The following is a 24,061-nucleotide window of genomic DNA, read 5'->3' on the forward strand; positions in this document are numbered from 1 at the left end:
GGCTAGTCGGGCAGCAGGTGCCCTCTCCTCGACAGGAGGAACCGCTTGAAGGCCGCCACCGGGGGTGTGTCCGGGCGGCCGTCCAGCCAGGCCACGCCGATCTCCCGTACCGCCTTGGGTGCGGTGACGGTCAGTTCGGCGACTCCCGGGCGGGGCACGGCCGGTGGCGGGAGCAGGGCCACTCCAAGACCCGCCGCCACCAGGCCCCGCAGCGTCTCCGCCTCTTCGCCCTCGAAGGCGATCTTCGGGCGGAAGCCGGCCTCCGCGCAGACGTCGTCGGTGATGCGGCGCAGACCGTAGCCCGGTTCCAGGGTCACGAAGGTCTCCTCGGCGGCCTCCGCGAGGCGGATCCGGCGGCGCGCGGCCAGGCGGTGGTCGGCGGGGACGACGAGGCGGAGCTTCTGCACGTCGAGGCGGTGGGCCACGACGTCGGGGGCGTCGAGGGTCGGGGCGGTCAGCAGGCACAGGTCCAGTTCGCCCGCGCGCAGCCGCTCCAGCATCGCCTCGCCGTAGTTCTGGACGAGGCTGAAGCGGACCCGGGGGTGGTCGGCGCGGAAGGCGCGGATGAGTTCGGGGACGGTCTCCGAGCCGAGGGTGTGCAGGAAGCCGAAGGCGACCTTGCCGGTGCTGGGGTCGGCGTCGGCGCGGACCTCGTCGGCGGCCTTGCCGATCTCGGCGAGGGCGCGTTCGACGGAGGCGAGGAAGGTGCGGCCGGCGGGGGTCAACGACACCGTGCGGCCCCGGCGGGCGAACAGGTCGACGCCCAGGTCCTGTTCGAGGCGGACCATCGCCCGCGACAGGGTGGACTGCGGGACCTGCATCTCCTGCGCGGCCCGGGTGACGTGCTCGGTGCGGGCGACGCCGGCGAAGTACGCGAGGCGGGGCGCGAGCAGCGCGACGATGTCTTCTGTGTCACCGGACGGTGACAGGTGAGCCGGTGAGCTGTACTGATGCGCCATGGGAACGATTATGGCGTTTCCGTGCATTGGACGGATCAGCGGGAACGTCCGTAGCTTCGAAGCATGTCTCCCGCCGATACCGGGGCGTCCACCGTCGTGGCCGCCACCGTCCCCGCTCCCGCCGCCTCCTCCCCCGCCGCCGCGGGCGACTCACGGCTGACGCCGGGCGGTCCCGGCTATCGCCGGATGAGCTTCGCGCTCTTCCTCGCGGGTGTGGCGACCTTCGCGCTGCTGTACTCCACACAGGCCCTGCTGCCGCTGATCTCCGGCGAGTTCGGGGTGGCGGCGGGCGCGGCGAGCTGGACGGTGGCGGCGGCGACCGGCGGACTCGCGCTGTTCGTCCTGCCGATGAGCGCGCTGTCGGAGCGCTTCGGACGCCGTACGGTCATGACCGCGTCGCTGGCGGTCGCGGTGGGCATCGGGGTCCTGGTGCCGTTCGCCCCCTCGCTGGGCGCGCTGGTGGTGCTGCGGTTCCTCCAGGGCGCCGCGCTGGCCGGGCTGCCCGCGTCGGCGACGGCGTATCTGGCGGAGGAGGTCCGGCCGAAGGCGCTGGTCACGGCGATCGGCCTGTTCGTGGCGGGCAACAGCGTCGGCGGGATGAGCGGCCGGGTCATCACCGGCTGGGTCGCGCAGGAGTGGGGCTGGCGGGTCGCCGTAGGCGTGATCGGTCTGCTCGCGGTCGGCTGCGCGGTCGCCTTCCGGCTGCTCCTGCCCGCCCCGCGGCACTTCACGCCGGGCTCGCTGCGCCCGCGGGTCCTGGCCCGCACGGTCCGCGCCCACCTCGCGAACCCGCTGCTGTGCCGGCTGTACGCGATCGGCGCCCTGTTCATGACGGTCTTCGGCGGCGTCTACACGGTGATCGGCTACCGCCTCACCGAGGCCCCCTTCTCGCTCCCCCAGGGCATCGTCGGCTCGATCTTCCTGGTGTATCTGGTGGGTACCGTGTCGGCGTCCACGGCCGGGCGGCTGGTGGGCCGGCTGGGGCGGCGCGGGGCCCTGTACCTGGCGGGCGGCACCACGGCCACCGGTCTGCTGGTCTCCCTCGCCGACTCGCTGCCCCTGGTGCTGCTGGGCCTGGTGCTGATCACGGCGGGCTTCTTCGCGGGGCACGCGGTCGCGTCCTCGGCGGTCAGCAAGACGGCGACGACGGGCCGCGCGCAGGCCTCCGCCCTCTACCAGTCCGCGTACTACATCGGGTCCAGCACCGGCAGTACGGTCGGCGCGCTGGCGTTCCACGCGGGCGGCTGGGCGGGGACGGTCGGCGTGGGCGTGCTGGCGGTAGTCGGTGTCGTGACGATCACCGTGCTGGGGTCGCGGGCGGCGCGCGTGGAGCGGGCCCTCACCCCCGCCTGACCTGCACGTTCACCGACTCCGGGCGCCATTGTCAGTGGGCTGCGGTAGCTTCCGGAGTGTGGCGCAAGGACGCGCACGACGGGAACGGCCACAGGGGTGGGTGGGCGAGACGATGACCGACAGCACCGCGACGACGACAGACCTCGACATCAGACTGGAGAAACACCGCGTCGAGCTGACCGGGTACTGCTACCGCATGCTCGGCTCCTCCTTCGAGGCCGAGGACGCGGTGCAGGACACGATGGTCCGCGCCTGGCGGAGCTACGACAAGTTCGAGGGGCGCTCCAGTCTGCGGTCCTGGCTCTACCGGATCGCGACCAACGTCTGCCTGGACATGCTGTCCGCGGGCAACAAGCGGGCGCGGCCCGTCGACCTCAGCGACTCCACCCCGCTCGCCCAGGCCGCGCTGTCGCCCCGGCCCGACAACACCTGGCTGGAGCCGATGCCGGACGCGCGCGTGCTGCCCACGGTCGCCGACCCGGCGGAGGCCGCCGTCGCCAAGGAGTCGGTGCGGCTCGCGTTCATGGCCGCCCTGCAACAACTGCCGCCGAAACAAAGGGCGGTGCTGATCCTGCGCGAGGTGCTGGCCTGGCGGGCGAACGAGGTCGCCGAACTGCTCGGCACCTCGGTCGCCTCGGTCAACAGCGCGCTCCAGCGGGCCCGCGCCACCCTCGCCGAGCGGGACGAGAAGGCGGCCGACGCGGCTGTCTCCGACCCGCTCGACGAGGAGCAGAAGAAGCTCCTGGAGCGGTATGTCGCGGCCTTCGAGGGCTACGACATGGCGGCCCTGACGGCGCTGCTGCACGAGGACGCCATCATGACGATGCCGCCGTTCGACCTGTGGCTGACCGGCCACGACGACATCACGGGCTTCATGACGACGATCGGCGCCGCCTGCGAGGGCTCCCGCCTGGTCCCGGTGGAGGTGAACGGCCTGCCGGGCTTCGCCCAGTACAAGCCGGACCCGGAGGCGGGCGGTTTCAGCCCCTGGTCGGTGCAGGTCCTGGAGATCTCAGACGGCAGGCTCACCGGGTTCCACTTCTTCCTGGACACCCAGCGCTGGTTCCCGCTCTTCGACCTGCCCCTCCACCTCGAAGCGGAGCCCGACCAGATCGAGGAGGGCGCGTAGTCCGGGGGCGGGCCCGCGCAGCCTGATCCGGCCGCCGGCCCGCCGCGCGGTCAGTTCGAGGCGGGCCAGCAGCTCGACGGTCGCCAGCCCCGGCGGTCCGGGCCCCACGCTCTCCACCCGGACGGGTACGACCCCGGCACGGCCCGCCGCCAGCCGCAGCCGTACCTCGTCGCACAGCCGCGCCACCTCGTCACGGGTGACGGGGCGGTCCGGCACGAGTACAGCGGGTGTCATGGCGTCCACGATCGGTAGACCGGGCGGGCGGTCGTAACTCATCGGGGGGCCACCGCCCAGGACTCGGGGGTCACCGCCCAGGACTCGGGGGCCACCGCCTAAGTTGGCTGTATGCCCCACGGATCAGCCCCGCCCCGGATACCCGACGCCCTCGTGCGCGCCGCTGCCGTCGAGGAGGCGCCGTGCAGGGGGTGTTGACCGGGTTCGCGGTCATCGGGGTCGTCATCGCCGTCGGCTATCTGCTGGGCGTGCGCGGCTCCCTCGGTGAGAACGGCCGGGACGTGCTGACCCGGCTGGCGTTCAACGTGGCGTCCCCGGCGCTGCTGTTCACCACCCTCGCGCGGGCCGACCTCTCGGTGGTGTTCTCCAGCTGGCTGCTGGTGACCGTGCTGAGCACGGCGGCGGTGGCGGGCGTGTTCGTGGCGGTGGGGGTGGCCCGCGGCTGGGGGGTGGGCCGTACGACGATCGGCGCGCTCTGTTCCGGCTACGTCAACTCCGGCAACCTCGGCATCCCGATCTCGGTGTACGTCCTGGGCAACGCCTCGCTGGTGGCGCCGGTGATGCTGTTCCAGCTCGTCGTGGTCAGCCCCCTCGCGCTCACGATCCTCGACCTGTCGGACCGGGGCGAGAAGGGCCCCCGGTGGCTGCGGCTGCTCACCCCCGTGCGCAACCCGATCGCGGTCGGCTCGCTGGCCGGGGTCGCGGTGGCGGCGGCCGGAGTGCGGCTCCCGGGACCGGTGATGGACCCGCTCACCCTGATCGGCAACATGGCGGTACCGGCCGTCCTGCTCGGCTTCGGCATCTCGCTGCGCGGGAGCGCGCTGCCCGCGCGGGGTGCCGAGCGGTGGCCGGTCCTGCTGTCGGTCGCCCTGAAGTCGGTGGGACAACCCGCCGTCGCCTGGGGGCTGGCCGTCGGGGTGTTCGGACTGCGCGGGGCCGCGCTGCTCGACGTGGTGGTGACATCGGCGCTGCCCGGCGCGCAGAACCTGTACACGTACGCGAGCCGCTATCGGGTGGGCGAGGTGCTGGCCCGGGACTCGATCCTGCTGTCGACGATCCTGTCGGTGCCGGTGCTGGTGGTGATCGCGGCGCTGCTCGGGTGAGCCGGGCGGCAAGCACCGTAGGACGAAAAGCCGTTGGCCGGGCGGGGTGGCCGCTGTTACCTTGCCGGAGGCCGTGCGAGAGAACGAGGAGGTGGTACCCGTGGACACAACGACGACATGGGTGCTCTCCTGCGGGGTCACGGTCGGGCGGTAGGTCGTCCGGGAGCGCCGTACACAGCTCTCCCGAAAGGCACGACCATGGACACGACCCTGCGCTTCACCTCCGAGCGGCGCCTCGACGACGGCGTCCTGGAACGCGAGTTCACCCTCGGCGAGATCCCCGGCACCCTGTGGACGCCCGACTCCACCGCGCCGGCCCCGCTGATCCTCATCGCCCACAACAACGGCCTGCCCAAGGCGCAGCCCCGGCTGATCGCGCGGGCCCGGGCCACCGCGGCGGCCGGTTACGCGGCGGTCAGCATCGACGCCGCGGGCTGCGGCGACCGGCCCCGTTCCGCCGCCGACGCACAGTTGCGCGCCGATCTCGGCCGGGCGATGCGGGCCGGCGATCCGACCGACGAGATCTTCGAGTCCCTGGTGGGCCCGCTGGTCGAGAAGGCGGCCCCGGAGTGGCTGACCACGCTCGACGCCGTCCTCGCGCTGCCCGAGGTCGGCGGCCCGGTCGGCTACTCGGGGTGGATGGCCCTCGGCATCCGCCTCGCGGTGACCGAGCCGCAGATCGCGGCGGCCGGATTCTTCGCCGGGGGCTATGTGCCCCGCGCCCAGCGCGCGGAGGCCGAGCGGGTCGCCGTCCCGCTGCTGCTCCTGCTCCAGTGGGACGACGAAGGAAACCCCCGCCGGCGGGCCCTGGACCTGTTCGAGGCCTTCGGCACCCGGGAGAAGACCCTGCACGCCAACATGGGCGGGCACACGGGCACTCCGTGGTTCGAGGCGGAGGACGCCTTCCGGTTCTACGGCAGGCATCTGAAGAAGTAGGCGGCCGGGCGCCGAGCAAGCGGGAGGGGCCGGGACGTTACGTCCCGGCCCCTCCCCCGCTTCCGGCCCGGCTCAGGCGATGCGCTCCAGCACCACCGGCGAAGGCGTGAACGCCGTGTCCTGGGCGCCGATGTCGTACGAGCCCTCGACCGCCTCCAGCGCGTACGCGAAGCGCTCGGGGGTGTCGGTGTGCAGGGTCAGCAGGGGCTGGCCCGCCGTCACCACGTCGCCCGGCTTGGCGTGCATCTCCACTCCCGCGCCCGCCTGCACCGGGTCCTCCTTGCGGGCACGCCCCGCGCCCAGGCGCCAGGCGGCGATGCCGATGTCGTAGGCGTCGAGGCGGGTCAGGACACCGGACGTCGGGGCCGTCACGACCTGGCGCTCGCGGGCCACCGGCAGTTCGGCGTCCGGGTCGCCGCCCTGGGCCGCGATCATCCGGCGCCAGACGTCCATCGCCGAGCCGTCGGCCAGGGCCTTCGCCGGGTCGGCGTCCTTGACGCCGGCCGCGTCGAGCATCTCGCGGGCCAGCGCGACGGTCAGCTCCACGACGTCGGAGGGGCCGCCACCCGCCAACACCTCGACGGATTCCCGGACTTCGAGGGCGTTGCCCGCCGTCAGGCCGAGAGGAGTCGACATGTCCGTCAGGAGCGCGACCGTCCGCACGCCGTGGTCGGTGCCCAACCCGACCATCGTGGACGCCAGTTCACGCGCGTCCTCGATCGTCTTCATGAACGCGCCGGTGCCGACCTTGACGTCCAGGACCAGGGAGCCGGTGCCCTCGGCGATCTTCTTCGACATGATGGACGAGGCGATCAGCGGGATCGCCTCCACCGTGCCGGTGACGTCACGCAGGGCGTACAGCTTCTTGTCCGCGGGGGCCAGGCCGTCGCCCGCCGCGCAGATGACCGCTCCGGTGCCCTCCAGGACCGACAGCATCTCCTCGTTGGAGAGCAGCGCGCGCCAGCCGGGGATCGACTCCAGCTTGTCGAGGGTGCCGCCGGTGTGGCCCAGGCCGCGGCCGGAGAGCTGCGGGACGGCCGCGCCGCAGGCAGCGACCAGGGGGGCCAGCGGGAGGGTGATCTTGTCGCCGACACCGCCCGTGGAGTGCTTGTCGGCGGTCGGGCGGGAGAGCGAGGAGAAGTCCATGCGCTCGCCCGAGGCGATCATCGCGGCGGTCCAGCGGGCGATCTCGGAACGGTTCATGCCGTTGAGGAGGATCGCCATGTTGAGGGCGGCCATCTGGTAGTCGGCCACCTCGCCGCGGGTGTACGCGTCGATGACCCAGTCGATCTGCTCGTCGCTCAGTTCACCGCGGTCCCGCTTGGTGCGGATGACGGAGATGGCGTCCATCGAGACTTGCGCCATGGCTTGGCTTTCCTTCCAGAACGTTCGGAACACGCACGGCCCCGCCGAGTGAGCCGATGGTCGACTCAGCGGGGCCGCACGGGAGTTACTTGGTGAGGTGGTCCGGCCCGAAGGCCTGCGGGAGCATCTCCGAGAGCGGCAGGACGCCCGCCGGTGTCTCCACCAGCAGACCGGGACCGCCGAACTCGTACAGCAGCTGACGGCAGCGACCGCACGGGACGAGGATGTCGCCCTTGCCGTCGACGCAGGTGAAGTGGGTCAGCCGGCCGCCGCCGGTGCGCTGGAGTTCGGACACGAGCCCGCACTCCGCGCACAGGCCGAGGCCGTACGACGCGTTCTCCACGTTGCAGCCGGAGACCGTGCGCCCGTCGTCGACCCGGGCGGCGACCCCGACCGGGTAGCCCGAGTACGGCGCGTAGGCGTGGGACATCGCCTCCCGCGCCTCGGTGCGCAGTTCGTCCCAGTCGACGGCCAACTCGGCGGCGGGCGCGGTCACTTGCCCTGTCCCTTCCGGTACGGCAGGCCGTCCGCCTTCGGCATCCGCAGATGCTGTGCGGACAGCGAGAGGACCAGCAGGGTGACGATGTACGGGCTGGCGCCGACCAGTTGGGTCGGGACCTGGTCGGTGGTGGCGTACCAGACGAACATCAGGGCCGCGACGACGGCGGTGAGGCCGGCCGGGACGTAGCGCTTCTTCCAGACCAGGTAGCCGACGCCGGCCACCAGCAGGAAGCCGAGCAGCAGGATCAGCGCGTGCACGTTGGTGGCACCGCCGCGCAGGTTGAGGCTGTCGGTGTAGCCGAACAGGCCCGCGCCGAGGGCGAGTCCGCCCGGCATCCAGTTGCCGAAGATCATCGAGGCGAGGCCGATGTAGCCCCGGCCGCCGGTCTGGCCGTCGAGGTAGACGTTCGAGGCGACGATCGACAGGAAGGCGCCGCCGAGGCCGGCGAAGCCGCCGGAGATGATCACGGCGAGGTACTTGTACTTGTAGACGTTGACGCCGAGGGACTCGGCGGCCACCGGGTTCTCGCCGCAGGAGCGCAGCCGCAGGCCGAAGGCGGTGCGCCACAGGACCCACCAGGTGGCGGGGACGAGGGCGACCGCGACGACGGTGAGCGGCGACAGGTTGGTGACCAGACCGCCGATGAGACCGGCGATGTCGGAGATCAGGAACCAGTGCTTGCCGTTGAGCGTGTCCAGCCAGCCGGAGAGGCCCGGGATGTCGAAGTTGCCGAGCGAGTCGATGGGCGGGGACTGCTTGGCGGAGCCCTCGGAGGTGTTGGCGAAGGTGAACTTCGACAGATAGCGGGTGACACCGAGCGCCAGGATGTTGATGGCGACACCGGAGACGATGTGGTTGACGTTGAACGTCACGGTGGCGACGGCGTGCAGGACGGCGCCGAGGCAGCCGCCGAGGATGCCGAAGACGACACCGGTCCACGGGCCCCACTGGTAGCCGGCCCAGGCGCCGAACCAGGTGCCGAGGATCATCATGCCTTCGAGGCCGATGTTGACGACGCCCGCGCGCTCGGCCCACAGACCGCCGAGACCGGCGAGGCCGATCGGTACGGCGGCGCGCAGGGCGGTGGACATCTGGCCGGTGGAGGTGATGCCGTCGGCGCCGGTGATGAGGCGGACGACCGAGGTGAGGATCAGCGCGCCCGCGATGATCAGCAGGAGCACGGGGAGGGAGAATCGGCGTCCGCCCTTGCCGGGCTGCTTCGCCTGCGGCTTGGCGATGGTCGCGGTACTCATCGGGCCGCCACCTCCTTCTTCTCGGAGTTGTTCCGGGCGGCGGCGGCGAGTTCGGCGCCGACGCGGCTCTGCTGGCGGCGCAGGCCCCAGGTGCGGACGACCTCGTAGGAGATGACGACCGCGAACACGATCAGGCCCTGCATGATCGTCGCGATCTCCTTCTCGTACGCCACCGGGGTCGCGTAGTCGAGGGCGGGCGAGGCCTTGTCGAGGAAGGCCCACAGAAGGGCGGCCAGTGCGATGCCGCCGGGGTTGTTGCGGCCCAGGAGGGCGATGCCGATGGCGGTGAAGCCGAGGCCCTCGGGGAAGGTGAGGCTGTAGGTGTGGCTGTCGCCGAGCAGCAGCGGCAGTCCGGCGAGACCGGCGACACCGCCGGAGATCAGCATCGCGGTGAGCGTCATGCGCTTGGCGTCGACGCCGGAGGCGGCTGCCGCCGTCTCGGACTCGCCGGTGGCGCGCAGGTCGAAGCCGAAGCGGGTGCGGTTGAGGACGAGCCAGTACAGGACGCCCATGATCACCGCGAGGAAGACCAGGCCGTAGATCTCGCCGGTGTCCGCGCCCATGTCGATGCCGGGGATCCAGCCGGACTTCTTCATGATGCCGGTCGTCATGTTGTTGCCGACCTGGACGCCCCACGTGTCGGTCTGCGTGAGGTAGAGGATCAGGCTGGTCGCGATGGCGTTCAGCATGATCGTGGCGACGACCTCGCTGACCCCGCGGGTGACCTTGAGGACACCCGCGATACCGGCCCAGAAGGCGCCGGTGAGGACCGCGACGAGCAGCAGCAGCGGCACCTGGAGGACGGCCGGGAGGCCGACGTGCGCGCCGACGACCGCGGTCATCACGGCGCCGAGCCGGTACTGGCCGTCGACACCGATGTTGAACAGGTTCATCCGGAAGCCGAGGGCGACCGCCAGGGCGGCGATGTAGTACATCGACGCCTGGTTGATGATCAGCACCTGGACGTCCGAGTACCCGATCTGCTGGAGCATCAGGTGGTACGGCTCGATCGGGTTCTTGCCCGAGGCGAGCAGCACGACCGAGGTCAGCAGGATCGCCGCGACAAGCGCCATGACCGGGCCGGCCACGGCGAGGAGCAGCCGCTCCTTGTCGAACTTCTTCATCGGGCCTCGTCCTCCGGGGCGGCGGTGTCGTCCGTGCTCTCAGCGCGCTCAGCGCTCTCTACGGTGCTCTCCGCGCCGTCCGCCGCTTCCTCGACGTGTTCGAGGTGACCGGAGGCGGCGCCGGTCATGGCCGAGCCGAGTTCCTCGGGGGTGACGGTGGCCGGGTCGGCGTCGGCGACCAGCCTGCCGTCGTAGATCACGCGCAGGGTGTCCGACAGGCCGATCAGCTCGTCGAGGTCGGCGGAGATCAGCAGGACGGCGAGGCCCTCGCGGCGGGCGGCGCGGATCTGGTCCCAGATCGCGGCCTGCGCGCCGACGTCCACACCGCGGGTGGGGTGGGCGGCGATCAGGAACTTCGGCTTGTGGCTCATCTCTCGGCCGACGATCAGCTTCTGCTGGTTGCCGCCGGAGAGGGAGGCGGCGGTGACGTCGATGCCGGGGGTGCGGACGTCGTACTCCTCGACGATCCGGCGGGTGTCCTCCTGGGCGCCCTTGATGTCGAGCCAGACACCCTTCGCGTTGGGGCGCTCGGTGACATGGCCGAGGATGCGGTTCTCCCACAGCGGGGCTTCCAGCAGGAGGCCGTGGCGGTGGCGGTCCTCGGGGATGTAGCCGATGCCGTGTTCGCGGCGGCGGCGGGTGGCCCAGGGGGTGATGTCGTCGCCGAGGAAGCCGATGGTGCCGGAGTCGGCGTTCTTCAGGCCGATCAACGCGTCGATCAGCTCGGTCTGGCCGTTGCCCTCGACGCCGGCGATGCCCATGACCTCACCGGCGTGGATGGTGAAGGTGACGTCGTCCAGGACGCGCTTGGCGGCGCCGCCCGCGACGGCCGCGTCGCCGAGGAGTCCGCCCGCGGTGGGCTCGGACTCGGCGCCCAGGGAGGCGCCGGCGGCGTACACGGTGAGGTTGCTGACCTCGATGACGGGCTGGTCGGTGACGGTCGACTCGGCGGTCTCGGGGGTGGGGAGTTCGCTGCCGACCATCATCTCGGCGAGCTGCCGGGAGGTCGTCTCGGCGGGGACGGCGGTGCCGACGGTGGTGCCGCGCCGGATGACGGTGATCTCGTCGGCGACGGACAGCACCTCGCCCAGCTTGTGCGAGATGAAGATGACGGCGAGGCCCTCGGACTTCAGCTCGCGCAGGTTGCTGAAGAGGGCGTCGACCTCCTGCGGGACCAGGACGGCGGTGGGCTCGTCGAGGATCAGGGTGCGGGCGCCGCGGTAGAGGACCTTCAGGATCTCCACGCGCTGGCGCTCGGCGACACCGAGGCTCTCGACCAGGACGTCCGGGCGGACGCTGAGGCCGTAGCGGTCGGAGATCTCCTTGATCTTCTTGCGGGCGCCGCCGCCGATGCCGTAGAGCTTCTCGCTGCCCAGGACGACGTTCTCCAGGACGGTGAGGTTGTCGGCGAGCATGAAGTGCTGGTGGACCATGCCGATGCCGCGGGCGATGGCGTCGGCGGGCGACGAGAAGGCGACCTGCTCGCCGTCGACGGCGATGGTGCCCTCGTCCGGCTTCTGCATGCCGTAGAGGATCTTCATCAGGGTCGACTTGCCGGCGCCGTTCTCGCCGACGAGGGCGTGCACGGTGCCTTTTCGGACAGTGAGGTGGATGTCGTGGTTGGCCACGACCCCGGGGAAGCGCTTGGTGATCCCGGCCAGCTCGACCGCGGTCGACTGTGCGGTGAGCGGAGGGCTGCTGGACGCGTCGATGGCGAACTCTCCTCGTGGAAAGGGGCCTCTCTACGCGCGTAGCGCCCCTGCTTTAAATAGTGCCCGGACCTGACCGGCTCTGTTTGACATCCGATCCGTTCCGAGCATTCTGCCGCGAGAACGGGGCGCGAAGAGACATGCTCCCCGCACCCCGTTCCGTGGCCGTAACGCTGCCATTACAGCGCTCTTTTGGCCATGGTCGTAACTGGCCTACGAGCCTCGGATCAAGAGGTCTTGACCGTGATCGAGCCGCTCTTGATGCCGTCCTCGGCCTTCTTGAGGGCGGCCTGGAGGGTGGCGTTGTTCTTGAAGACCGGGTTGGAGTCGGCCAGGCCGACGCCGCCGTTGCTCAGCGAGCCGCGGATCTCGCCGCTGAGCGGCTTCTTGTCCTTGATGACCGACTTGGCGAGGTCGTAGACCGCGCCCTGCACGTTCTTCAGCGCCGAGGTGAGGATGTACGGCTTGTAGGCGGCGAGGGCCTTCTGGTTGTACTGGTCGGAGTCGACACCGATCGCCCACACCTTGTGCGCGGCGGCGGCCTTGATGACGCCCTGGCCGGAGAGGCCCGCGGCGGCGTAGACGACGTCCGCGCCGGCCTCGATCTGGCCCTCGGCGGCGGCCTCGCCCTTGTCGGGGCTGGAGAAGCCGCCCTCCTCGGCGGTCTGGGTCAGGTACTGCGACTTGACCTTGACGCCCTTCTTGGTGTCCGCGACACCCTGCGCGAAGCCCGCCTCGAACTTGTGGATCAGCGGGACGTCCACGCCGCCGATGAAGCCGACGGTGTTGGTCTTCGTGGTGAGCGCGGCGGTGACGCCGGCCAGGTAGGAGGACTGCTCCTCGTGGAAGACCATGTCGGCGACGTTGTCGGCCTTGATGGTGTTGTCGTCGATGATGCCGAAGGTGATCTTCGGGAACTTCGCGGCGGCTTCCTTGACGGCGGGCGCGTAGGCGAAGCCGACACCGATGACCGGGTTGTAGCCGGCGCGGGCCAGCGTCTCCAGACGCTGCGTCTTGTCCGCGTCGGACTCGCCGTCCTGCGGCTCCACGTCCCGGCCGCCGACGCCGAAGTCCTTCTCGGCCTTCTGGAAACCGGCGTACGCGGCGTCGTTGAAGGACTGGTCGCCCTTGCCGCCGACGTCGTAGGCGAGGCCAATACCCTTGGAGGAGCCGCTGCTGCTACTGCTGCTGGCGGACGAGCTGGACGAGCTGCCGCAGGCGGAGACGGTGACGGCAAGTGCTGCGGTTGCAACGCCTGCAACGGCGATACGGGACACCCGGCGCATGGAACGAGACTCCTTCGTGCAAGCGCCCCAACCAGGCGCTGGTTCCGTCGCAGAGTAACGCGCGTAGACAGGCGGGAGAACCCCAACTTGCCAGAGCGTTATCCGACCGTTTTGAACCTTTGCCAAACACCAAGCACCCGGATGGCGGAGCGGGCGAACGGGAGCCGAGGAAACGGAGAACCGGACCCGGAGAACGCGGGGAGCCCCGGGACCGTCTCGGTCCCGGGGCTCCCCGTGTCGGCGTCAGGAGGGCGCTGTCACCCTCACTTGGTCGTGGTGGCGACCGTGACCTTGCCGTCGATGATGTCCTGCTTGGCCTTGTCCACCGCGGCCACGGCGGCGGTCATGGCCTTGTACTTCGGGTTGGTGTCGGAGAAGCCGACCCCGTCGTTGTCGAGGCCGTAGCGGATCACGCCGGTCTTGGGCTTGCCCTCGTACACGGACTTCACCAGGTCGTAGACCGCGCCGCCGACGTTCTTCAGGGCCGAGCCCAGAATCGAGTCCTTGTACTTGGCGAGCGCCTTCTGCTGGTACTGGTCGGAGTCCACTCCGATGGCCCACACACCCTTGGCGGAGGCCTCGGAGATGACGCCCTGGCCGGAGAGACCGGCGGCGGCGTAGATGACGTCCGCGCCCGCCTCGATCTGGCCGCTGGCCGCGTCCTTGCCCTTGTCGGGGCTGGAGAAGCCGCCCTCGGCCGCGGTCTGGGTCAGATACTGCGACTCGATCTTGATGCTGGGGTTGACCGACTTGGCGCCCTGGTCGAACCCGGCCTCGAACTTGTGGATCAGCGGGACGTCGACGCCGCCGATGAAGCCGATGTGGTTCTTCTTGGTCGCCTTGGCCGCGGCCACGCCCGCCAGGTACGAGGACTGCTCCTCGTGGAAGACGAGGTCGGCCACGTTGGCGGCCTTGTCCTGCTCGTCGTCGATGATGCCGAACGTGATGTTCGGGAACTTCGCGGCGGCCTCCTTGACGGCGGGCGCGTAGGCGAAGCCGACCCCGATGACCGGGTTGTAGCCGGCCTGGGCCAGCTGCTCCAGGCGCTGCACCTTGTCCGCGTCGGACTCGCCGTCCTGCGGCTCGATGTCGCGGCCGGAGATGCCGAAGTCCTTCTCGGCCTTCTGGAAACCGGCGTAGGCCGCGTCGTTGAAGGACTGGTCGCCCTTGCCGCCGACGTCGTAGGCGAGGCCGATGCCCTTGCCGGTGTACTTGCCGGACGAGGACGACGAACTGTCGCTGGCCTTGTTGGCATCCTTGCTGGAGCTACCGCAGGCGGTAGCCGCGAGGGCGATGACCGTGACGGCCACCGCGGCTTGGGAGAACTTCGTCCTCCGAGATGTATGACGCACAGCAAGCACTCCTTCGTCCTCACGGCACCGTCACCGGACCGCTTCCCCAACGCGCCGCCTCTGGTGGCGATTTCCGCGCACAGTAACGCGCGTAGACGAGGAGGGGAACGGGGTTTCTCCTTGCCGTTACCGGATCGTGCCGCCGCCGCGTTACGTTCCCGCGCCGGTGGTTACACCCGGGTGACACAAGGGGACGTAGGGGTACCGAACGGGCATCCCCACGCCCCCGTCCCGGTCAGAGCGCCGCGTCGATCAGCGCGGCGGCGGTGAACAGCTCCACGCCGGCCGTGATCGCGGACTCGTCGGCGTCGAAATCGCCCTGGTGGAGGTCCCGTACGGTCCGCTCCCCCGGCCGCCGCACGCCCAGCCGGGCCATGGCACCCGGCACACGCTCCAGATACCAGGAGAAGTCCTCGCCGCCCAGGCTCTGTTCGGTGCCCTCGACGGAGAGCGGGCCGCGGCGCGCGACCATGGCGTCCCGCAACAGCTCGGTGACCAGCGGGTCGTTGACCACGGGCGGCACCCCGCGCACGTACTCGATCACGGACTTGGCCCGGTGCAGCCCGGCGACCTCGTCGATCGCCGCGTGCACGATGTCGGGCGCCTGCCGCCAGGCGTCGAGATCGAGACACCGTACGGTGCCCGACAGCTCGGCGTGCTGCGGAATGACGTTGGGGGCGTGACCGGACTCGATCCTGCCCCAGGTCACGGACACCCCGCTCCGCGCGTCCATCCGGCGGGCGACGAGCGCGGGCACGTCGGTGGCGACCCGGGCGGCGGCGGTGACGAGGTCGGTGGTGAGATGCGGCCGGGCGGTGTGCCCGCCGGGCCCGTCGAGGGAGACCTCAAGCCGGTCGCAGGCGGAGGTGATCGGCCCCACCCGCAGCCCGATCTTCCCGCTGTCCACCTTGGGGTCGCAGTGCACGGCGATGATCCGCCCCACCCCGTCCAGCACCCCGCACTCGATGGCGTCGGCCGCCCCGCCGGGCAGCACCTCCTCGGCGGGCTGGAAGAGCAGCCGCACCGCCCTCGGCAGCAGCCCCCGCTCGTGCAGCGCGGCGAGCACGAGCCCCGCGCCCAGCACCACGGTGGTGTGCACGTCGTGCCCACAGGCGTGGGCGCGGTCGGGCACGGTGGAGCGGTACGCGCAGTCACTCTTCGTGTCCGGGATGGGCAGGGCGTCGATGTCGGCGCGCAGCGCGAGCATGGGCGCGCCGTTGTCGCGCGGCCCGATGTCACAGACGAGCCCGGTCCCGATGGCGAGGACCCGCGGCTGGAGACCGGCCTGCTCCAGTCGGGACTTGATCGCCGCGGTGGTCCGGAACTCCTGGTTGCCCAGCTCGGGATGCATGTGCAAGTCCCGGCGGAACGCGACGAGTTCGGCCCGCAGGGCCTCCGGCAGGGTGCCGGGAAGCACGTTCCCGGCAGACCCGACGGACTCGCCCTCGGACTCCGCGTCGGATCCTGCGTCGGATCCCGCGCCGGACTCTGCCTCGGACTCTGGTGACATCAATTGCTTCACCCTCTGAAGGGTAGGGCGCCCGGGTGGTCAACTGACCCTCGATCAACAAAAGTTCAACCCGTTAGACGAAGAAAATCTGACCGCCGGCCGCATAGCTGCTAGCTGAGATGGGTAAGCTCTCTGCCTCTTCTGGGATACCACGCCTCCCCACAGTCCAGCGTGCACCGTCCGCATCGCGGAATCGTCACTGCCGCGCGGCGCTACGGCTACGCAGCGTGTCCGGCCCGGACCCTGGTCGGACCTTGGTCGGATGCCGGTCGGATGCCGGTCGGATGCCGGTCGGCTCCTGGCGGGAAGCGCACCCTCGGGCCGCACACCGTTGCTAGGGTCCGCCGACGTGAGCGACCCGGACTTCCTCCAGGCAACCCGTTCCTCCTACGACACGATCGCCCCCGCGTACAGCGCGGAACACCCCGACGGCCTCGGCGAGGGCCCCGTCGAGGGGGCGCTGCTGACCGCCTTCGCGGAACTCGTCCGCACAGCGCCGGGCGAGGCGTCGGTGGCCGACGTGGGCAGCGGCCCCGGCTACGTCACAGCCCGCCTGAACGCCCTCGGCCTCCAGGCCTACGGCATCGACATCTCCCCGCACATGGTGGCCCTGGCCCGCGAGGCACATCCGGGCCTCCGCTTCGAGGTGGGCTCGATGACGTCTCTGGACGTGGCCGACGGCACCTTGGGCGGGATCATCGCCCTGTACTCGACGATCCACGTCCCGGACGCCCACCTCCCCGGAGTCTTCGCGGAGTTCCACCGGGTGCTGCGGGCGGGGGGCTATGTGCTGCTCGCCTTTCAGGCGTCGGAGGGCGAGCAGATTCATATGGCGGAGCGGTATGGGCAGGAGATCTCGCTCGACTATTACTTCCGTACGCCGGCGAAGGTTTGCGAGGTCCTCGCGGGCACGGGCTTCAGCTTGTACGCACAGGCTCGGGTCGAGGCGCAGGGGGAGCGGAAGTGGGGGCGGGCGTTCGTCCTGGCTCAGAAGGTTCAGAAGGTCGGGTAGGGGGTGGTTTTCAGGGCTGTGACGAAGGCGGAGAAGGGAGTTGGGCGGAGGGTGAGGGTGGCGCGGGCCGGGGATATGCGGGTGGGGGTGGTGGCGATCTCCACGCACGAGTTGCCGTCACCGCCTCCGGAGTAGGACGACTTCCGCCACGTGCCGAGGCTGTTCATGGGATGCCTCACAGCTCCTTCGCCAGTCCATGTGCGCTGCCCCTCAGGGCCTGCACGAAGGTGGAGAAAGCTCCGGCCGGGAGGGTGAGGGTGACGCCGGTCGGGGTCTTGGAGTCACGTATCGCCACGCGTGTGAGGTCACTCGCAATCTCCACGCACGAGTTGCCGTCACCGGCACCGGAGTAGGACGACTTCCGCCAGGTACCGGAGATGGCCATACGGTGCCTCACAACTCTCGCGTCAACTCGTGGGCACCGTCTTTCAGGGCTTCGATGAACGCGACGAAGGATCCTGTCGGGAAGGTGAGAGTGGCGCGACCTGGGGTCTTCGAATCACGGATGGCCATCCGGGAACGCCGGTTGGCGATCTCCACACAGGCGTTGCCTTCGCCGCCGCCGGAGTAGGACGACTTTCGCCAGGTGTCGGGGGTGCTCATAGCTGGCTTCACAGCTCCTTCGCCAGTTTGTGGATGAAGTCACGTGAACGTTCGGGTTCGAGTGACACCCCTTCCACTCTACGGAAGAGCGTTCGAAAGCGGGCGAGTTGGGCATGCGCGTCAACGAAGACCGTGCCGTGAGGTCCATCGCGCACCACAGTGTCCAGCGCAGGGATGGAGCCACCCGCGTACACCATCGCGCTTCCGGCACCGGCGAACCCGTCCACTTGGAACGGGATGACGCGCACGGTGACTTGGTCGACTTCCGAGAGCTCCAGGATGCGCGCGAGCTGTGTCCGTGCTGCCGCACGATCGCCAACCCTGATGCGCAGCGCGGCCTCATGGATCACGGCCTCGTAAGGAATGGGGCCAGGGTGTTCGATGACGACCCTTCGCATCATCCGGTGCTCCACCCAGCATTCCACCTCGCTGTCCGGGAACTCCGGGTTCATGTAGGAGAACAGGGCTCGCGCATACTCCCCGGTCTGCAGCAGGCCCGGAACGTGGAGGAAGTCGACGTCCCAGCGATAGCCAGCGTGGTGCTCCAACTCGGCCAGATCCAGGAACGTCATGGGCAGGCGCCCTCGATACTCCTCCCACCAGCCGCGGATCCGATCCGTCGCCATGGCCACCAGCGCCGAGACCAACTCCTCGTCCGCGCAGGCGTAATGAGCCGCCATCCGCCGCAGCCGCTCCTCGCTCACCCCCGCGATCCCGGATTCGATCTGGCTCATCTGAACGGAGTTCACACCGAGCAGACTGGCCGCCTCGGTCGCCTTGAGCCCTGCGGATTCCCGCAGCTTCCGCAGTTCAACTCCCAGACGCACCTGACGCGCCGTGGGCTGCCGTCTGGGTGGCATGGTTTCCTCCCCCGCGTTCACCAGCCCTGGTGGGGCTACTCGTTCGGGGTCAGATTACGCGATCACCTTGCGAGGGAATAAATCTATGACCTACCGTCAGTGACGCAACGTGCACCGTGCGGAAGTGCACCACCCCGTCCCGCCATGACGGCCGCGGCAAGCCACCGCACGCGAACTCCCCACCACCCGAACAGAGTTGCCCCATGCCCGAAACCAGGACCGGCGTCGAACCCTGGGAGTACTCCCTCTCCATCCCCAACGACCCCCGCTCCGTCACGATCAGTCGCCGCACCCTCCGTCTCATCCTCACGATGCACGGCCTCATCACCCTCGTCGACACCGCCGAACTCCTGGCAACGGAGCTGGTGGGCAACGCCGTACGCCACACGGAAGGTCCCACCGCGCTGCGCATCGCCTGGGCTCCACACACCCTTCGCATCGGCGCCTGGGACGCGAACCCCGAACCCCCGGAACCACACGGCGAGTTGACCACGCTCACCGACCGGGAGGACGGACGCGGCCTCGCTCTCGTCCAGGCCTGCGCCGATCTCTGGGGCTGGCAGCCGCTGTCCAGGAACGGTCACCGGGGCAAGTACGTCTGGTGCGAGCTGGGCAGCGCGGCCTGAACGATCCTTCGCCCCTCGAAAGGGTGAACGCATCCAAATCGGCTCGACACCCCGGCCCTTGATCAACCTAGGTTGCGCACATGGTCACATCAACCCACGAGGGCATGCACCGGATCTTCCAGGAGCGGCCCGAGATCCTGGCTCCGGTGTTCGAGGTACTGGAGGTCCCGTTATCCGGGAAGGCGACCGTGGACGCCGTCACCACGGACGTGACGGAGACCCGGCCACTGGAACGCCGCGTGGACACAGTCCTGCGCGTCGCCCAGTCCAACGGCGAGGACTTCCTGCTCGCCATCGAGGCGCAGTCGGACAAGAAGGAAGCCAAGGCCGCGAGTTGGGCGTACTACATCGCCTTCCTCCAGGCCAAGTACCACCTCCCCGTACTGCTTCTCGTGGTCTGCCAGGACCGGGCCACAGCGAAGTGGGCGGTCGGCCCCTTCAAGTGCGGCACTCGTGAATGGACAGCTCAGCGGACGTACCCGCTGGTCGCCGGCCCGGACAACCTCCCGGTGATCACCGACATCAGAACGGTCGCGAACAAGCTCGCCCTGGCCGTCCTCTCCGCCGTGGCCCACGCCCGCAACCCGAAGTGCGCCGCCATACTGGAGGCGATCGGCACCGTCCTCCAAGACCTCCAGGAAACGGACCCCGAGACCGTCGGCTACTTCGCCGAGTTCCTGGAAATCAATCTGGGTAACACCCCAGCCGGAAAGAAATGGCAGGAAATCATGTCGTTCGTCATCTACTTCCCCGGCCGGGGGACGGTCCGCGAGAGGGCCTACCTGGAGGGCAAAACGGAAGGCAAGGCCGAGGGCAAGGCCGAAGGCAAAGCTCGTGGTCAGGCAGCCGGCGAAGCCAAGGGCGTTCTGCTCGTGCTGGAAGTACGCGGCATCCCCGTACCGGACAGCGTGCGCGAGCGCATCACCACCTGCACCGATCTCGACCGCATGGACACCTGGTTGGAGCGTTCTCGCACGGTCGAGCGGGCGGAGGACCTGTTCGCCGAGGACCCGGAGTCTCCGGAAACTGGACCCGAGACTGCCTGAACGACGAACAGCACCGGGATCGGCACCGCCGAATCACTCGCGGCGGCTCAGTCACCCGGCCGCCCGTACTCCGCCCGCGGCCCACTGAGCCGCTCGGCGACGACCGCGAGCCAGCCGCTGGGTGAGTAGGGCGCCGGTGGGTCGACCTCCATGCCCAACTCGGCGACACCCAAGGCATAGTCCGACTCATCCAGATCCAGGGCCAGCAGCTCGCGCAACTCCCCCACCACCCGGGCCACCACGTGCGGGTCCGTGCCCGCCCGGTAGTCGTCCACGGCCCCGTCGTGATCGTCGAACTCGTCCGGCATGTCCTGCGAGAACCAGCCGCCGAGGAACTGACCGAGTTCGGGGAAGCGGGCGTGCCATTCCCAGTGGGTGGTGGGGGTGGCCGGGGGTGGGACGTCGCCGTCTTCGACGCTCTGCTTGAGGTGGTCGGCGAGGCAGTACAGCCACTGCTGGACCTCCGCCTCGGGGAGCCCGATGTCCGGGATCGCGTAGAACTCACCCAGGCGCAGCCGGAGTCGACCCGGAGGATTGTCGGCGTACTCCCTCAACTGCCGTTCCGCGACGGCGAGGGCCCATGGTCGGCTGTGCCAGGTGTGGCGGAGGTAGGCGGTCAGGGCGTGGCTGGGCTTGTCCGGGGTGTCGTCGGCCGGCTGTCCGGCGTAGGCGCGGATCACCTGGTCCAACTCGCCGTAGCGGCGGTCGTGTTCGAGGGGGGTCAGGGGCACGGTGGCAGGCCTTCCGCGGGTAGCTAGAGGTAGATCGGGAAGGTGGCGTGGACGGCGAAACCGTGCGGGCGTGACCCGTCCCGCTTCAGGATCACCCGGGCCGCGCGGACGTCCACCGGCTCCCGTCCCGCCAGCATCATCGCCTGGAGCAGGACCCGCCCGACCGGCTCCTCACGGGAGGGCCAGGACGCCTCGATGGTCAGGCGGGGGCGGGTGGATCGGGCGAGCCAGCGGTGGATGACCTGTTCGTTGGCGGTGACCGTCTGTTGGGTGGCCCATTGGGCGGTCTCGTGGTCGGGGTAGGTGGCCGAACGGGCTGGGTACGCGGTCATGAATGCTCTCGCTGCATGTGCTCGTTGATGGTGTCGATGACTTCCTGCAGACGGCTGCGGGTCGCCCAGGACAATCGCTCGCGCAGCGCGTCCGGACCTGGAAACAGGGTGAGGGCGCGCTGTGCCTCAGTGGTGTAGGAAGCGGCACGTTCATGGCAATAGGGGTGTTCGTCCGTCACCACGGAACCCACGACATCCGTGAATGTTCGGTCCGCTTCATCGGCAAGGATCGCATCCAGCCCAAACAGATGAGGAAACGTCTGCAAGAACTCCCAGCCCCCCATGGGGAGTTGCCAATACTCCGGCACCCCCTGCCGGTCGAGCGTCCGGACAATTTCAGCAAGCATGCGCAGATACTCCGCCGGCTCCACATCTCCGCAGGCCCGTTTCATCTTCTCCAGAAAATTCGACGGAAGCGATTCAAGGCCGGTGTTGATTTCGACGTGGTCGGCGGCGGCATCGAGAACGCCGGTGGCCACGTACACCGAGCAGTTCCAGTTCGCGCTCCAATTTCCGCCTACGACTCGGATGTACCGTCGGATCTCATCGTCCAGCGACAGCTTTCCCCGGGATTCCTGGACCGCGATCGCGATGTCGAGGAGCCGGATCACCGGGCCGTCCGAAAGAAGCGAAGGCGGGAGTGACTGCACGCTGATCACCTGTCTTATGGCCCCTTGTGAGGCATGGCTGTGAGAACGATGAAGGGCGGCTCCAGGCCCACCTTGTAGATCAGGCGGACCTGCACCCACTCCGCGTCCGTAGCTGCCGCCTGCATACCGTCGTTATCATAGTCGTCGCGCGAGACGCTGCGCCCGACGGACTGACCGGGGAATTCCTTGTAGAGCGGGGGCTGGAGTTCCGATTTATTCGGGTCGTAGTTCGGATTATTCTTGATCTTCTTCTTGACGCTTTCAATCCACTTGTCGACCCGGTCCGCGTTGTCAATGTCCTCGATGGTCGCAGTGGTAAATCTCTGGGCGGAATCGAGACTCTCGAACGCCGACGCCGCCGGAGCGCTGCTCTGGTCCCGCAATCGCATTCTCAGCTGGTCGTCGGTGAGACCGACGTGCTTGTCGATGACGTGACTGCCGTACAAGCCCTCCTGACTCGCCAAGTCCAGCGGAAAGTACATGTTTTCCGGATCCTGCCCCGGAACCGTGAAGTGGTGCTCTTCTCTGAACTCGTTCAGCGATCGCGCGCCGAACGCCTCAGCACGTGCCTCTTCCGCAGCGTACGTAGGCACGCTGCGTCTGGCCTCCTCCAGGGCGGGCTTGAGCTTGGTCAGGTCGGTGGCGTGGTCGTGTATCTCCTGGTTGTAGGAATCAACGGCGTGGTTCAAGCGGCCCGTGTCGATGTTGGAGATGAACTCCGCTGCGAGTTCGGGGAGTTCGCCGACTTTCTCCAGGGCGTCCAGGACACCCTTCACGGCGAAGGTCTTCGTCGCGGCGTCCTTGTAGACGTCGGTGATCGTCGACCTGATCCTCGTGACCTCCGCGCTGACGCCGTCGCTCGCCGCCGCGATGTCGCGCGCGGTGTCCTGGAGGACGTCCAGCGCGGGCTGTCGGCCGTCGCTGTGGGCCCACTTGTAGCCGTCGCGCTCCTTGCCCCAGGCCGTCGTGCCCCAGATCGCGGAGCAGAACTGCTTCATCGCGCTCTGCCACTCGTCGTTCCCCGGCGAGGGATTCGTGATGTACGCGATGGCGTCGTCGAACGTGCCGGCCGACGCCTTGGCGTCCTTGGCCGCCGTTCGCCAAGCCTGCGCGATCCTGGGAAGGCTGACGTCGTCGCCGCCCGGCGTGATGTCGGCGACCTTCCCGTGCTGCAACGCGTATTTGAGGACAGGGCGCAGGATGTGGTCGCCGACCCAGCTCAGTGCGCCGGAGACCTCGTCGATGACCGCGTTGCCCCAGCCGTCGTCGACGGCACCGCCGCCCCAGCCCAGTTCGGCGACCGGGCCGCCCGCGCCGGCCTTCTTCAAAACGGCGGGTGGGCTCTTCCTCACCACCGCCGGGGTCAGGATGTTGGTCGCGTGCTCGGCTTCCGCGTAGTTGTTCGCGGTGACCGTGAGGCCGACAGCGGCGCCCCCGACGCCTTGTGTCGCCGCGTCCCAGACATCCAGGAACAGGGCCGCGACCTCGGCGTACGCCCTCGCGAAGGCCTCCGGGCCGGTGCCACAGCCCACCGCGTGTTCGTATCCGTCGAGGGTGTCGACCAGGCTCTTGGCCCGGTCCGCGAAGTCGTACTGGGCGTTGCGCAGCATGAAGGAGGCGTAGTACACGTGCGGCGGCCGGACGTCGAAGCCGGTGACCACGCTGCTGCCGGGTGCCGCGGGTTTCATCGCGGCCAGTTCGTCGGAGCGCTGCTGGCGCGCCGAGACCGTGTCCTGCTGCGAGATGTCCTTGCCCTGCGGGTCCTGAAGAGTTCCGGGAGACGGGGCCGGGGTCGGGGCCGGGACCGGGGTGGGCCCGGAGCCGGAGCCGGATGTCGGCGCGGGCGTCGGCGCTGGCGTCGCCATCAAGCCGCCCCCCAGCCCCGCAACACCGCCCGATGCGCCGCCGCGTAGTTCGCGTGACCGGTGGTGACGTACGCGTGCAGCCACCGCTGGGCTGCCTGGAGGTCCTGGGCCGAGTGGTCCCACTCGTCGAGCTTCTCGACGAAGACCTCGCGGGCCTCGCCCTTCCAGGACAGGACGACCGGTTCGGCGCGGTCGTAGAGGTCGTCGAGTCTGGTGTTGAGCTGTTTGAGGATGTCCTCCAGTTCGGCGGCGAGGTCGTGGAGGGTGGCGAAGGAGACGGCTATGTGGTCGTCGTCGGCGGAAGGCCCGGTCGGCATGATCCCCCTGGATACCGGTCGGCAACTACGGCTGGATGGACGTGTCCGACGGCTCGTTCGGAAGGAGTCGAGGCTGTTGCGCGGCGGTGCCGTTGTCCCGGCAGCCGAAGCCTCGTCGGGCGCCTGCGAGTGCCGTCGAGCGATCTGATCTTACGAGACATGACAAGAGTGGGGGTCGACCGGCCACCCGGCGAACCCCTGCTC

Annotated in this window: 26 protein-coding genes; 7 read left to right on the top strand and 19 right to left on the bottom strand. The window is 69.4% G+C overall.

Going from position 1 to position 24,061, the window contains the following annotated elements; genetic code table 11:
• Positions 1 to 2: 2 nt before the first annotated feature.
• The gene (locus ACIQPR_RS02775) at positions 3 to 959 is read right to left on the bottom strand and encodes a LysR substrate-binding domain-containing protein (protein ID WP_403640865.1); all 957 of its coding nucleotides are present in this window, start codon (positions 957 to 959) and stop codon (positions 3 to 5) included.
• Positions 960 to 1,022: 63 nt separating this feature from the next.
• On the opposite strand from ACIQPR_RS02775, the gene ACIQPR_RS02780 reads away from it, so the two are divergent.
• Positions 1,023 to 2,312, top strand: coding sequence for an MFS transporter (locus tag ACIQPR_RS02780; protein ID WP_403640868.1), 1,290 nt, complete (start codon positions 1,023 to 1,025; stop codon positions 2,310 to 2,312).
• 112 nt (positions 2,313 to 2,424) lie between these two features.
• Entirely contained in the window at positions 2,425 to 3,441 is a 1,017-nt protein-coding gene (locus ACIQPR_RS02785; protein ID WP_403640871.1) for a sigma-70 family RNA polymerase sigma factor, read from the top strand.
• Here the strand turns inward: ACIQPR_RS02785 and ACIQPR_RS02790 are convergent.
• Positions 3,325 to 3,675 (bottom strand): STAS domain-containing protein, encoded by a 351-nt coding sequence (locus tag ACIQPR_RS02790; RefSeq protein ID WP_403640874.1) that lies wholly within the window; start codon positions 3,673 to 3,675, stop codon positions 3,325 to 3,327. The genes ACIQPR_RS02785 and ACIQPR_RS02790 overlap by 117 nt on opposite strands.
• Before the next feature lie 182 nt (positions 3,676 to 3,857).
• On the opposite strand from ACIQPR_RS02790, the gene ACIQPR_RS02795 reads away from it, so the two are divergent.
• Both ACIQPR_RS02795 and ACIQPR_RS02800 read left to right on the top strand, forming a co-directional pair.
• On the top strand, positions 3,858 to 4,778 hold the full coding sequence (locus ACIQPR_RS02795; protein WP_403640877.1) for an AEC family transporter: 921 nt from the start codon (positions 3,858 to 3,860) through the stop codon (positions 4,776 to 4,778).
• Positions 4,779 to 4,988: 210 nt separating this feature from the next.
• Positions 4,989 to 5,714, top strand: a complete 726-nt coding sequence (locus ACIQPR_RS02800; protein WP_403642874.1) for an alpha/beta hydrolase — start codon at positions 4,989 to 4,991, stop codon at positions 5,712 to 5,714.
• 72 nt (positions 5,715 to 5,786) lie between these two features.
• Here the strand turns inward: ACIQPR_RS02800 and ACIQPR_RS02805 are convergent, their stop codons facing one another.
• The 8 genes from ACIQPR_RS02805 to ACIQPR_RS02840 form a co-directional block, all read right to left on the bottom strand.
• Entirely contained in the window at positions 5,787 to 7,079 is a 1,293-nt protein-coding gene (locus ACIQPR_RS02805) for a thymidine phosphorylase (RefSeq protein ID WP_403640880.1), read from the bottom strand.
• 85 nt (positions 7,080 to 7,164) lie between these two features.
• Positions 7,165 to 7,575, bottom strand: a complete 411-nt coding sequence (locus ACIQPR_RS02810; protein ID WP_403640883.1) for a cytidine deaminase — start codon at positions 7,573 to 7,575, stop codon at positions 7,165 to 7,167.
• The gene (locus ACIQPR_RS02815) at positions 7,572 to 8,834 is read right to left on the bottom strand and encodes an ABC transporter permease (protein WP_403640886.1); all 1,263 of its coding nucleotides are present in this window, start codon (positions 8,832 to 8,834) and stop codon (positions 7,572 to 7,574) included. Before ACIQPR_RS02815 ends, ACIQPR_RS02810 begins: the two co-directional genes overlap by 4 nt.
• Complete coding sequence (locus ACIQPR_RS02820; protein ID WP_403640889.1) at positions 8,831 to 9,958, bottom strand: ABC transporter permease; 1,128 nt, start codon at positions 9,956 to 9,958, stop codon at positions 8,831 to 8,833. Before ACIQPR_RS02820 ends, ACIQPR_RS02815 begins: the two co-directional genes overlap by 4 nt.
• Complete coding sequence (locus ACIQPR_RS02825) at positions 9,955 to 11,670, bottom strand: ABC transporter ATP-binding protein (protein WP_403642877.1); 1,716 nt, start codon at positions 11,668 to 11,670, stop codon at positions 9,955 to 9,957. Before ACIQPR_RS02825 ends, ACIQPR_RS02820 begins: the two co-directional genes overlap by 4 nt.
• 224 nt (positions 11,671 to 11,894) lie before the next feature.
• The gene (locus ACIQPR_RS02830; RefSeq protein ID WP_403640892.1) at positions 11,895 to 12,953 is read right to left on the bottom strand and encodes a BMP family protein; all 1,059 of its coding nucleotides are present in this window, start codon (positions 12,951 to 12,953) and stop codon (positions 11,895 to 11,897) included.
• Between the two features lie 263 nt (positions 12,954 to 13,216).
• Positions 13,217 to 14,263, bottom strand: coding sequence for a BMP family protein (locus ACIQPR_RS02835; protein ID WP_403642880.1), 1,047 nt, complete (start codon positions 14,261 to 14,263; stop codon positions 13,217 to 13,219).
• 277 nt (positions 14,264 to 14,540) lie between these two features.
• A complete protein-coding gene (locus ACIQPR_RS02840) occupies positions 14,541 to 15,815 on the bottom strand; it encodes an amidohydrolase (protein ID WP_403640895.1) in 1,275 nt (424 codons plus the stop codon).
• A 349-nt stretch (positions 15,816 to 16,164) separates the two neighbouring features.
• Between ACIQPR_RS02840 and ACIQPR_RS02845 the strand changes: the two genes are divergently transcribed.
• Positions 16,165 to 16,827, top strand: a complete 663-nt coding sequence (locus tag ACIQPR_RS02845; protein ID WP_403640898.1) for a class I SAM-dependent methyltransferase — start codon at positions 16,165 to 16,167, stop codon at positions 16,825 to 16,827.
• On the opposite strand, the gene ACIQPR_RS02850 is transcribed toward ACIQPR_RS02845, so the two are convergent.
• From ACIQPR_RS02850 to ACIQPR_RS02865, 4 genes are read right to left on the bottom strand one after another with little or no spacing between them, the layout of a single operon-like run.
• A complete protein-coding gene (locus ACIQPR_RS02850; protein WP_403640901.1) occupies positions 16,812 to 16,994 on the bottom strand; it encodes a DUF397 domain-containing protein in 183 nt (60 codons plus the stop codon). The genes ACIQPR_RS02845 and ACIQPR_RS02850 overlap by 16 nt on opposite strands.
• 8 nt (positions 16,995 to 17,002) lie before the next feature.
• Positions 17,003 to 17,212, bottom strand: coding sequence for a DUF397 domain-containing protein (locus ACIQPR_RS02855; RefSeq protein ID WP_403640904.1), 210 nt, complete (start codon positions 17,210 to 17,212; stop codon positions 17,003 to 17,005).
• Positions 17,213 to 17,220: 8 nt separating this feature from the next.
• Positions 17,221 to 17,430 (bottom strand): DUF397 domain-containing protein, encoded by a 210-nt coding sequence (locus ACIQPR_RS02860; RefSeq protein WP_403640907.1) that lies wholly within the window; start codon positions 17,428 to 17,430, stop codon positions 17,221 to 17,223.
• Between the two features lie 8 nt (positions 17,431 to 17,438).
• A complete protein-coding gene (locus tag ACIQPR_RS02865; protein WP_403640910.1) occupies positions 17,439 to 18,290 on the bottom strand; it encodes a helix-turn-helix domain-containing protein in 852 nt (283 codons plus the stop codon).
• A gap of 203 nt (positions 18,291 to 18,493) precedes the next feature.
• Here ACIQPR_RS02865 and ACIQPR_RS02870 point away from each other — a divergent pair, with 203 nt between their 5' ends.
• Positions 18,494 to 18,916, top strand: a complete 423-nt coding sequence (locus tag ACIQPR_RS02870; protein ID WP_403640912.1) for an ATP-binding protein — start codon at positions 18,494 to 18,496, stop codon at positions 18,914 to 18,916.
• An 80-nt stretch (positions 18,917 to 18,996) separates the two neighbouring features.
• Positions 18,997 to 19,962, top strand: a complete 966-nt coding sequence (locus ACIQPR_RS02875) for a hypothetical protein (RefSeq protein ID WP_403640915.1) — start codon at positions 18,997 to 18,999, stop codon at positions 19,960 to 19,962.
• A gap of 47 nt (positions 19,963 to 20,009) precedes the next feature.
• Here ACIQPR_RS02875 and ACIQPR_RS02880 read toward each other — a convergent pair whose 3' ends face one another.
• The 5 genes from ACIQPR_RS02880 to ACIQPR_RS02900 all read right to left on the bottom strand — a co-directional run bounded on the left by ACIQPR_RS02880 (position 20,010) and on the right by ACIQPR_RS02900 (position 23,857).
• On the bottom strand, positions 20,010 to 20,693 hold the full coding sequence (locus tag ACIQPR_RS02880; protein WP_403640918.1) for a contact-dependent growth inhibition system immunity protein: 684 nt from the start codon (positions 20,691 to 20,693) through the stop codon (positions 20,010 to 20,012).
• A gap of 23 nt (positions 20,694 to 20,716) precedes the next feature.
• Positions 20,717 to 21,025: an RNase A-like domain-containing protein gene (locus tag ACIQPR_RS02885; RefSeq protein ID WP_403640922.1), complete on the bottom strand. Its 309-nt coding sequence runs from the start codon at positions 21,023 to 21,025 to the stop codon at positions 20,717 to 20,719.
• Positions 21,022 to 21,684 (bottom strand): hypothetical protein, encoded by a 663-nt coding sequence (locus ACIQPR_RS02890; protein ID WP_403640925.1) that lies wholly within the window; start codon positions 21,682 to 21,684, stop codon positions 21,022 to 21,024. Before ACIQPR_RS02890 ends, ACIQPR_RS02885 begins: the two co-directional genes overlap by 4 nt.
• A gap of 5 nt (positions 21,685 to 21,689) precedes the next feature.
• Positions 21,690 to 23,285 (bottom strand): RNase A-like domain-containing protein, encoded by a 1,596-nt coding sequence (locus ACIQPR_RS02895; RefSeq protein WP_403640928.1) that lies wholly within the window; start codon positions 23,283 to 23,285, stop codon positions 21,690 to 21,692.
• Positions 23,286 to 23,539: 254 nt separating this feature from the next.
• The gene (locus tag ACIQPR_RS02900; protein ID WP_403640931.1) at positions 23,540 to 23,857 is read right to left on the bottom strand and encodes a WXG100 family type VII secretion target; all 318 of its coding nucleotides are present in this window, start codon (positions 23,855 to 23,857) and stop codon (positions 23,540 to 23,542) included.
• Between the last annotated feature and the right edge of the window lie 204 nt (positions 23,858 to 24,061).

The organism is Streptomyces sp. NPDC091280 (assembly GCF_044768565.1).
Classification (GTDB): domain Bacteria; phylum Actinomycetota; class Actinomycetes; order Streptomycetales; family Streptomycetaceae; genus Streptomyces.